At 70.5% G+C, this 8,855-nt stretch carries 10 protein-coding genes and 2 pseudogenes; 4 read left to right on the forward strand and 8 right to left on the reverse strand.

Annotated features, from left to right (window positions below; genetic code table 11):
* From HUW62_RS43130 to HUW62_RS43140, 3 genes and pseudogenes are all read right to left on the reverse strand, one after another.
* A pseudogene (locus HUW62_RS43130) lies at positions 1-289 on the reverse strand (hypothetical protein); the annotation flags it as partial.
* Positions 290-484: 195 nt separating this feature from the next.
* Positions 485-751 carry a GlsB/YeaQ/YmgE family stress response membrane protein gene (locus tag HUW62_RS43135; RefSeq protein ID WP_163866339.1) on the reverse strand — a complete coding sequence of 89 codons (267 nt, stop codon included), beginning with the start codon at positions 749-751 and terminating at the stop codon, positions 485-487.
* Between the two features lie 110 nt (positions 752-861).
* Entirely contained in the window at positions 862-1,596 is a 735-nt protein-coding gene (locus HUW62_RS43140) for a 16S rRNA (uracil(1498)-N(3))-methyltransferase (RefSeq protein ID WP_163866340.1), read from the reverse strand.
* 249 nt (positions 1,597-1,845) lie between these two features.
* On the opposite strand from HUW62_RS43140, the gene HUW62_RS43145 reads away from it, so the two are divergent.
* The gene (locus tag HUW62_RS43145) at positions 1,846-3,180 is read left to right on the forward strand and encodes an adenylate/guanylate cyclase domain-containing protein (protein WP_163866341.1); all 1,335 of its coding nucleotides are present in this window, start codon (positions 1,846-1,848) and stop codon (positions 3,178-3,180) included.
* A gap of 46 nt (positions 3,181-3,226) precedes the next feature.
* Here the strand turns inward: HUW62_RS43145 and HUW62_RS43150 are convergent, their stop codons facing one another.
* From HUW62_RS43150 to HUW62_RS43165, 4 genes are all read right to left on the reverse strand, one after another.
* Positions 3,227-3,742: an Mpo1-like protein gene (locus tag HUW62_RS43150; RefSeq protein WP_163866342.1), complete on the reverse strand. Its 516-nt coding sequence runs from the start codon at positions 3,740-3,742 to the stop codon at positions 3,227-3,229.
* Between the two features lie 23 nt (positions 3,743-3,765).
* Positions 3,766-4,254 (reverse strand): DUF962 domain-containing protein, encoded by a 489-nt coding sequence (locus HUW62_RS43155; protein WP_176437760.1) that lies wholly within the window; start codon positions 4,252-4,254, stop codon positions 3,766-3,768.
* A gap of 134 nt (positions 4,255-4,388) precedes the next feature.
* Entirely contained in the window at positions 4,389-5,447 is a 1,059-nt protein-coding gene (locus HUW62_RS43160; protein WP_176437761.1) for an AraC family transcriptional regulator, read from the reverse strand.
* A gap of 46 nt (positions 5,448-5,493) precedes the next feature.
* On the reverse strand, positions 5,494-6,009 hold the full coding sequence (locus HUW62_RS43165; RefSeq protein WP_176437762.1) for a DUF1993 domain-containing protein: 516 nt from the start codon (positions 6,007-6,009) through the stop codon (positions 5,494-5,496).
* A 137-nt stretch (positions 6,010-6,146) separates the two neighbouring features.
* Between HUW62_RS43165 and HUW62_RS43170 the strand changes: the two genes are divergently transcribed.
* Positions 6,147-7,262 carry a metal-dependent hydrolase gene (locus HUW62_RS43170; protein ID WP_176437763.1) on the forward strand — a complete coding sequence of 372 codons (1,116 nt, stop codon included), beginning with the start codon at positions 6,147-6,149 and terminating at the stop codon, positions 7,260-7,262.
* A gap of 46 nt (positions 7,263-7,308) precedes the next feature.
* Here HUW62_RS43170 and HUW62_RS43175 read toward each other — a convergent pair whose 3' ends face one another.
* Positions 7,309-8,175, reverse strand: coding sequence for a 50S ribosomal protein L11 methyltransferase (locus HUW62_RS43175; protein ID WP_163866347.1), 867 nt, complete (start codon positions 8,173-8,175; stop codon positions 7,309-7,311).
* 40 nt (positions 8,176-8,215) lie between these two features.
* Here HUW62_RS43175 and HUW62_RS43180 point away from each other — a divergent pair, with 40 nt between their 5' ends.
* Both HUW62_RS43180 and HUW62_RS43185 read left to right on the forward strand, forming a co-directional pair.
* Complete coding sequence (locus HUW62_RS43180; protein WP_163866348.1) at positions 8,216-8,578, forward strand: hypothetical protein; 363 nt, start codon at positions 8,216-8,218, stop codon at positions 8,576-8,578.
* Positions 8,575-8,855 (forward strand): annotated as a pseudogene (locus tag HUW62_RS43185) (hypothetical protein); the annotation flags it as partial. The gene HUW62_RS43180 and the pseudogene HUW62_RS43185, both read left to right, overlap by 4 nt.

Genomic DNA, 8,855 nt, shown 5'->3' on the forward strand with positions numbered 1-8,855 from the left:
GGGCGGGCGTCATGCCCGGAGGCGTGGGCCGCTTGACGCCCGGCTGCTGTTGCGGAGGCGCGACGCGGGGCGCCACGGGCGGCGGGAGCGGGCCGGCGAGCGGTGCCACGGACGGCGGCGCCATGGGCTCGACGAAGTCGTGGTCCTTGAGCGTGGGCGCTTCGTCACGCTCGGCGGCTCGGCGGTCGATGCGGAGGTCGCGGTCCAGCAGGCTCGGCACCGCGGGGACCGCGGGCGGGCGCGCCCTGGCGGTGGCGCAGGCGGGGCACTCTCCGACGGGCGGCAGCATGGCACCGCACTTCATGCACTTGGACAACGGACTCCTCCGGGCTGACAACGGCGATGCCATGAAAAGGCGTTCGCACGCGAGGAGCAAGAAAAGTGGCGAGCCCCCGAGGTCCCTTGGTCGAGGAACCGTCAGGGGCTCGTCAACGCAGGCGCCCACTGTGTCCCCTGGGGGACGGCAAGTGTGGAGCGCCTCACGCTAGGCGTGGACGCGGCGCCGTCCCACGGCTCCGACGATGAGGAGCACGACGATGGCACCTAGCACCGACATGATGATGCCGGAGGGACGCAAATCGAAGAGACGGCCATCCCGCTGGAAGAGGGACCCGACCAGACCGCCCAAGAGCGAACCCACCATGCCCAACAGCGTCGTCGCCAGCAGGCCCATGCTCTGCTTGCCGGGGAGGATGGCGCGAGCGATGAGACCCGCGATGAGGCCGATGATGATGAATGCGATGATCCCCATGAAACCTTCTCCTGTTTGAGGGGACCCGTGAGGTCCCAGACGGGAGAAACGTAGGAATTCAGATCGGCCAGTGGGAACCCACGGGGAATGAGCGCTCGGCTGCCCCCTCGCTAACCAAGCTCACCGTCGAGATGCATCATCACCGCCAGGGCGGCGAGCGCGGCCGTCTCCGTGCGGAGGATGCGCGAGCCCAGCGTGACGGGGCGGGCGCCCAGCGCCTTCAGCGCCTCCACCTCCTCGCGCGCCAGTCCCCCCTCGGGTCCCACCACCAATGCCACCGGCGTGCCAGCGCCCGCCGCGCGGAAGGCCTCGCCCAGGGGCACGGCGGACTCCTCTTCGTCCAGCACCAGCACCACGGTGCCCGGGGCCAGCGCCCTGGCGGCCTCGGTGAGGGTGCGAGGGACGTCCACGGTGGGCACGTCGTCGCGGCGGCACTGGCGCGCGGCCTCCTCCACGATTTTCGTCCACCGCGCGGTGCGCTCCTGGGCGCGGCGCGGCTCCAGCTTCACCACGCTGCGCACGGTGTCCACGGGGAGGAACGCGGCGGCGCCCAGCTCCGTGCCCTTCTGGAGCACCCACTCCAGCTTGTCGCCCTTGGGCAGGCCCTGGAGCACGCTCACCGAGCGGCGCGCGGGGGCCTGGCGCATGTCGCCCAGCCGCACGCGCACGGCCTCCGCGTCCACGCCCGTCACCTGTCCGGCGAAGGCGCGCCCCTTGCCGTCGAAGACCTCCAGTGCGTCGCCCTCGCCCAGCCGCAGGACATGGACGACGTAGTGGCGGCGGTCGCCCGTCAGCGCCACTTCGGCGGGAGCGGGTTCCGGGATGGGCGCGAAGAGGCGGACCACGAGGGCTTCTCCAGCGGGGCCAGGTGGGTGCTTCGCGGCCCCGGGTCAAGGCGGCGACTTCAACAGCAAGCCGTCGTCCAACGCCAGGGCTCGCTGGGCTTTCCAGTTTGAGGCACCATGCGAGAGCCGCGCTGGCGCGGCGAGTCCTCGGGCCCGTCGGGTGTGGGAGGGGACGCACCGAAGTGACGACGGGTGGGCCCGGGAGCGCGAGCCCCGGGCCTGGAATCGGAAGGAAAGGGACTCGCCATCATGGGCGGAAGCGATGAGGTCCTCGTGACGGACCGGGACACCGCGGTGTCCCGCTTCGCGCTGGGCCGCGCCAACGAAGAGCTGGTGCTCGCGGAGAGTTCGCTCCGGGGCGAGCGCCGGGTGGCCTGGGTGCGGCTGGCGTTGATGGCGCTCTTGTCGCTGAGCCAGGGCGCCATCGCCCACATCACGGGCGAGCCGCTGCCGACGCACGACTTCCAGCGGGTGCTGGCCATCGTGCTGTATGGGCTGTTCTCCATCGTCGCGTTGCTCGTGCTGCTCCGCCAGCGGCCCCACCTGCGTCATGCGCGGTGGTTGCCCATCCCCACCACCGTGGCGGACACCAGCTTCTTCGCCTTCATGGGGTGGCATGCGTGGGCGACCACTGGCCAGTTCGATGAGGGGATGCTGGGCGCGAGCATGGGCATGGTGCTGGTCTTCTCCGTGGCGCGCTTCTCGTGGCTGCACGTGTTGCTGTCCACGACGCTGTCGTCGGTGGGCTACGCGCTGGTCGCGGGTCTGACGGGACATGGCACCTGGTCCAGCACCAGCTTCGTCGTCTTCTGCTACGTGACGCTCGGGCTGCTCATCTCGATGACGAACGCGGAGGTGGGCAGCATGTTCCTCCGGTTGCGCCGCCGCGACGGGCTGTCGCGCTTCCTGCCCAAGCAGGTGGTGGAGCGGGTGATGCAGGCGGGGGACACGTCGCTCCAGCCGGTGCAGCGCGAGGTCACCATCCTCTTCAGCGACATCCGCGACTTCACGACGCTGAGCGAGACGCTGCCGCCGCGCGAGGTGCTGGAGTTGCTCGACGAGTACTTCGGACAGATGACCCACATCGTGATGGAGCGAGGGGGCATCGTGAACAAGTTCCTGGGGGACGGGATGCTCGCGTGCTGGGGCGTGCCGGACTCGAGCGAGGACCACGCGGAGCGGGCCATGCACGCGGCGCTGGACATGCGCGAGAAGCTGGGCGAGCTCAACGTGCGGCGCGCGTCGCAGGGACTTCCCCCGCTGCGCATCGGGATTGGACTGCACACCGGCGTGGTGGCGGCGGGCATGCTCGGGGGCGCCGAGCAGCACGAGTACACCGTCATCGGCGACGCGGTGAACCTGGCCTCACGGGTGGAGGGGCTCACCAAGGTGCATGGCGTGGACATCCTCGTCAGCGAGAGCACCTGGCTGCGAGGGGGTGGAGACTTCACCGGCCGGCGGCTGGGTGAGACTCACGTGAAGGGACGCCGCGAGGCGGTGGTGGTGCACGCGCTCCACGGCCACGTGCTGGGCGAGGCCGTCGAGATGCCGACGCTGCCCGCGCGCATCGCCAGCGGTACGTAGCGAGGCGTCGCGGCGCGGGCAGCAGCAGCCACCGCGACGTGAGCCCTCACGCGGTGAGCGTCGCCGGCCGAGGCCCGCCCGCGGTGACGCGCGCGTGCAGGTCGCGCTTCAGGCCCATCCCGAAGAGGACGAGGGTGAGCAGGTAGACGGGCTCGATGAAGAAGAGCAGCGGTCCGCCGAGGGACAGGCCGTGGGTCTTCTTCTCCAGCACGACGTGCGCGCCGACGACGAGCGCGAAGCGCACCACCATGACGGAGACGGCGACGATGGCGACGGTGGGGCCCGGCAGGTGGCCCACGCCCAGCGCGGCGCTCAGCGTGGGGATGAGCGGCAGGCTCATGAGGATGCCCGCCGTCCACTCCAGCGAGACGGCGTAGAGGGCCACGGCGGCCACCAGCACGTGCGCGGCGGACAGCTCCAGCCCTCCCACGGAGAAGCGCACGAGCCCGAGCGGGACGAGCAGGGAGAAGATGAACATGTACGCGCCCAGGAAGTGGACCGCGCGGCTGGCGCGGTTCTCGTGCAGGGGCATCCAGACGCGCAGCTTGTCGGCGAAGCTCATGGGGGGCTTGGGGACGGACGTGCTCAGGCGCGCGCCGGAGCGCCGGCCTGGGGTTGGGGCTTGATGACGTAGTCGCCGAAGAGGACCGCGACGAAGAACAGCGGACCCACCAGCGCGTGGACCAGGTTGGTGAGGAACGACGGGGACTTCTTCTCCCAGACGGCGTGGCCCGCCAACTGGATGAGCCAGCCGAATACGGCGATGGCCACCACGCTCCACATGGGCATCATCCGGCCGAGCGGGAAACAGGCCGCCATGAACGCCACCACGACGAGGCCCAGCTTCACGTCCGCGCGCAGGTACCAGATGGCCGTCAGCGCCAGCGCCACCATGCCCAGCGTCAACACGCCGCCCGGGAGCACGGGGACCGCGACCAGCTTCACCCAGTCCAGCATCGCGATGATGTGCAGCACGATGACGGGGATGGCGACCTTGTGCGTCAGCCGGTTGATGGGGTGCTGGTGCGACGAATAGTAGTCATCGAAGAGGGCGGTGACCTGGGGCTTGAGCATGACGTCCTCCGGACGGGAGCAGGGGCGGTGGAAAGCTAGGTGAAGTCGCGACACGTGTCCTGGCGGCGCACGCCAATCTCCTGGCCGAAGACGCCACGGGTCGGCTGCCCCGCACCCGTCCCGCCGTGCTGGATTCAAGTCCGCTCGGCGCTCTCACGCCAGACGCGCGGCGTCATCCCCGTCCACCGCTTGAAGGCGCGGTCGAAGGTGCTCAGCTCGGAGTAGCCCAGCAGGAAGGCGACCTGGCTGACGCCCAGGTTCGCGTCTCGCAGGTACCGGAAGGCCAGCTCTCGCCGCACCGCGTCGACCTCGTCCTGGAACGACGTGCCCAGCTCGGTGAGGCGGCGCTGGAAGGTGCGAGGGCTGACGTGGAGGCCCTTGGCCACGTCACTGACTTGAGGTGCCCCGTCGCGGAGCGATGCCCGGATGGTGTCGCGCACGGCCTGGACGAAGCCGGGGGCATCCGGTGGAGACACGGGCGTGGGGGCACTGACGCCGCTGGCGGCGCGCTCCAGCACGGAGAGGAGGGCGGGGTCCGCGCCCACCACGCGCAGGTCGAGCGTGGCCGCGTCCAGCGTGAGGGCGTTGCGCGCACCGCCGAACGTCGGGGTGACGCCGAAGTGCTCCACCAGCGGCGCGACCTCCGGCGGCGCGGGGTGGGCGAAGGCGACGGCGCGTGGCTTCCAGGGGCGCTCGGTGAGCTGGCGGCCGACGTGGATGAACAGGGCGAGGCCGTACTCACTCGCATGTCGTCCGTAGGCGAGGGGCGCTCCGGCGATGCCATAGGCGAAGGTGCCGCCGCCGTCCGCGTCGTCGGTGAAGGACGCGAGCCAGGCGGGCTCCAGCAGCGCCAGGTACCGCGCGAGCGAGCGGAAGGTGTCGCGCACCGTGGGCGAGGCCCGGGCGATGTACTCGACGAGCCCGTAGTTGCCGCGAGGCACGCGCTGGGCGACGTGGAGGCCGAGGAACAGGTCCTGGGAGAACTCCTCCGCGGCGTCCAGGAAGGCGTGCAGCGTGGTGAGCGGGAGGCTGACCTCGGGCAGGGTGCCCGCGTCCTGGGGCAGGCCGAAGCGCTCCACCAGCGGTGTCGGGTCCCTGCCCGTGGCGCGCAGGTAGGCGAGCAGCGGGCCCACGAGCTGGGAGCGGACCTCGTCCGGGGGCTTCGGCGGCGGATGAGAGGGTGGGGGCTCCACGCGGAGGGGACGCTAGCGCGTTCGGCGCGCGGAGCCCAAGCGACGTTCAGCGCGGCGCGAAGGGACCGATGAAGTCCTGTTTGCCGATGCGCACGCCGCTGTGACGGAGGATGTCGTAGGCCGTGGTGACGTGGAAATAGAAGTTCGGCAGGGCGAAGGTGAGCAGGTAGTCGTCACCCTTGAAGTCTTGCTTGTACTCGCCCGCCGTGAGCGTGACGGTGCGCTTCTCGCTGCCCTGGAGCGCCGCGGCGTCGATGCTCTTCAGGTACGTCACCGTCTTGGCGATGCGCGCGTGCAGCTCCTCGAAGGTCTTCTCGGTGTCCGGCATGCGCGGGGCGGGCACGCCGCTCAGGCGCTCGGCGGTGGCCTTCGAGGTGTCGCTGGCGCGCTGCACCTGGGCCACGAGGTTGTACATGTCCGGCGCCAGCTTCGCGTCGAGCAGGGTCTGCGGGTCGACGCCGTTCTCCTTCGCGTGCTGGGCCCCCTTCTCGAGCAGGGTGGAGAGGATGTTGAGGGCACGGATGTAGACGGGAATCGACGCCTGGTACATCGAGAGGGCCACGGGAGGCTCCGGGGTGTGTGGGTGGACGGCGGTGCTTCGACGCGCGACTGTCTAACGCGTCCCTCGATTTCGTGCCGCGCTGAGAAGGTGACGCGAGGTGTCGAGGTCCGCGAGGGAGTGAAGTAGCCTCGAGGGAGATGGACAATCTCGCTCACTCGCTCGTTGGGGCCTGGATGGCGGAGGCGGGGCTGAAGCGCTACACGCCGCTGGCCACCGCGACGCTCGTCATCGGCGCCAATCTCCCGGATGTGGATGCCGTCGTCACCTTCGCGGGCTCGGACGCCTCGCTGTACTGGCGTCGAGGCTGGACGCACGGGGTGCTCGCGCTGTCGCTCTGGCCCTTCGTCCTGACGGGGTTGATGTTGCTGTGGGACCGCTTCGTGCGGAGGCGCGGGCATCCGGAGCTGGCGCCCGCGCGCGCCGGGCCGCTGTTGCTCTTGTCCACGGTGTCGGTGCTGAGTCACCCCGCGCTGGACTGGCTCAACACCTATGGTGTGCGGCTGCTGATGCCGTTCGACGGGACGTGGTTCTACGGGGACACGTTGTTCATCGTCGACCCTTGGGTGTGGTTGCTCGCGGGAGCGGCCGTCATCATGGCGGATGCGCGCACGCGCAAGTCGGCCGCGGGGTGGCTGGTGCTGGGCGTGGCCACCACCGCGCTCATCATGTTTCCCGCGTTCGTTCCCTGGCCCGCGAAGGTGCTCTGGGCCGTGGGCGTGGCGGCCATCCTCTGGTTGCGATTGAAGGGCACGCACGTGCTGCCCACCCAGCGCGTGGCCACCGTGTGTGGCGTGGGGCTGGTGCTCTATCTGGGCGCCATCTTCCTGGGCTCGCAGGTGGCCGCGCCGCGTGTGCAAGCGTGGTTGAGGGCCCAGGGACACCCGGTGGAGCGAGTCATCGCGGGGCCGGTGCCCGCGAATCCCTTCGTGAGAGACCTCATCGCGCTGGGGCCGGACCGCTACCACTTCGTGCGCGCGGACTTCCTGCGCGGCGGTGACGCGCACCTGGAAATCAGCGGGCCGACTCTGCCGCGCGAGCCGAACCCGGGCCCTGTCATCCAGGCCGCGCTCGCGGCGCCGCATCTGCGAGGACTCGCCAACTGGCTGCGCCTGCCCAGTTATCAGGTGGCCGAGACGGAGGCGGGGTGGCGCGTCACGATTGATGACGTGCGCTACTCACGCTCGCAGAGCGGTGGACTGGGCTCGGCCGTGGTGGAACTCGACAAGGAGCTGCGCCTGGTCCCGAGGCCATGAGCCCGGGCTCGCGTGGTCGACGCACGCGAGCCCGGGGGCCGGCACCTCAGCGCTTCAGGTCGATGCGAACCCACTCGCCCTGCGTCGCGCCGGGCAGCACGGTGAAGCCGAGGTTGCGATAGGCCGCCTCCACGTCCGCGCGCTGATGCGACAGCACGCCCGCGAGCACCAGGTGGCTCTTCGCCTTGGGCGCGATGAGGGGCGCCAGCTCGATGAGCGTGTTGGCGAGGATGTTGGCCAGCACCAGGTCGAAGGTGCCCTCCACCGCCGTCAGCTCCTTGCCGGACACGTCGATGTCGGGCGTGCCGTTGTCCGCCAGGTTCTCCTGGGCCAGCTCCACCGACGTCGGGTCATTGTCCGTGGCGACGACGCGCCCGGCGCCCAGCTTCTTCGCGGCGATGGCGAGCACGCCCGTGCCGGTGCCCACGTCCAGGACGCTGGCGCCCGGATGGTCGGCCATGAACGCATCCACCGCCGCCAGACACAGCGACGTCGTGGGGTGGTCACCCGTGCCGAAGGCCATCTTCGGCTCAATCACCAGCCGCACCGCCGCGGCGGGGGCGTTGCCCACGTCCCACGGCGGCCCCACCCACAGCCGGCCCACGTGCACGGACTTGATGAGCGACTTCCACTCGTTGCTCCAGTCCTGCTGGGGCTGCTCGTCCAGGGTGAGGCGGGAGGCGGGGTAGGACTCGGACACCTCGTCGCGGGCGGCTTCGGCCGTCTCGCGGTCCTCGAAGTAGGCGATGATGATGTTCTCGCCCGCCTGCGGTGCCTTCACGCCGGGCATGGTGGGAGTCTCCCGGTCTCGTACCTCGAGGCCGAGCGCACCGGACTCGTGGAGGAGGTCCTGTACGGCCTCGGACGCTTCCTCGGGCAACTCCACGGTGAGTGACAGATAGGTCTGGGACATGCGGGCCCTTTTACCGCGCCGTGCGTAGCGTGGGAGCGCCGTGAGATACCTGTTCATCTTGTGGCCCGTGGCCTGGCTGACCGCCTGCTCCGGCCCCGAAGCGCCCGACGCAGCGGTTTGTCGGGATGTCGTCACCCGTCTCTGCCAGACGTCGGCCTGTCCCGGCGTGGCCGAGCAGCTCCCGCCGGGCCTGGACTGTGAGGCGACCCTGCTGGAGCGGACCGGCTGCGGCGCGGAGGAGTTCACCTTCTCCTCGCCCTCGCGGGAGCGCGTCCTGGACTGCCGGGAGCCGCTCATCCGGGTGGGGACCACCACGGAGCGCCCGCCGTCGTGTGAGGACACGCGCCAGTTCCTCGTGGACTGTCCGGACGTGACGGCCTTTTTCAGGGGGGAGGAGCCATGAAGCGGTGGGTGGCGTCGGTGTTGGTGCTGGCGGTGGGGTGCACGCCCATGGACATGGAGCGGCGCACCGAGCGCGGGCCCGTCCTGCGGACCTACCTCCAGGAGTCGCAGTTGGGGGAGCGCATGCCGTTCGCGCGCACGGCGGTGAACTGGCCCCAGCTCACCCTGCGCTTCTCCACGGCGGACATCTGCCGCACGGAGCAGCATGCCGAGTACGCCGAGGACATCATCACCACCCGCTCCGTCCCGGGCGCGGCGGGGGCGGTGAGCTCGGGGGG

It is taken from the genome of Myxococcus sp. AM011, assembly GCF_013372595.1.
Lineage (GTDB): Bacteria > Myxococcota > Myxococcia > Myxococcales > Myxococcaceae > Myxococcus > Myxococcus eversor.

Excerpts from the sequence above, each read along its gene's own strand:
- HUW62_RS43135 (WP_163866339.1), bottom strand. The coding sequence starts at position 751 with ATGGGGATCATCGCATTCATCATCATCGGCCTCATCGCGGGTCTCATC.
- HUW62_RS43145 (WP_163866341.1), top strand. The coding sequence starts at position 1,846 with ATGGGCGGAAGCGATGAGGTCCTCGTGACGGACCGGGACACCGCGGTG.
- HUW62_RS43150 (WP_163866342.1), bottom strand. The coding sequence starts at position 3,742 with ATGAGCTTCGCCGACAAGCTGCGCGTCTGGATGCCCCTGCACGAGAAC.
- HUW62_RS43155 (WP_176437760.1), bottom strand. The coding sequence starts at position 4,254 with ATGCTCAAGCCCCAGGTCACCGCCCTCTTCGATGACTACTATTCGTCG.
- HUW62_RS43170 (WP_176437763.1), top strand. The coding sequence starts at position 6,147 with ATGGACAATCTCGCTCACTCGCTCGTTGGGGCCTGGATGGCGGAGGCG.
- HUW62_RS43175 (WP_163866347.1), bottom strand. The coding sequence starts at position 8,175 with ATGTCCCAGACCTATCTGTCACTCACCGTGGAGTTGCCCGAGGAAGCG.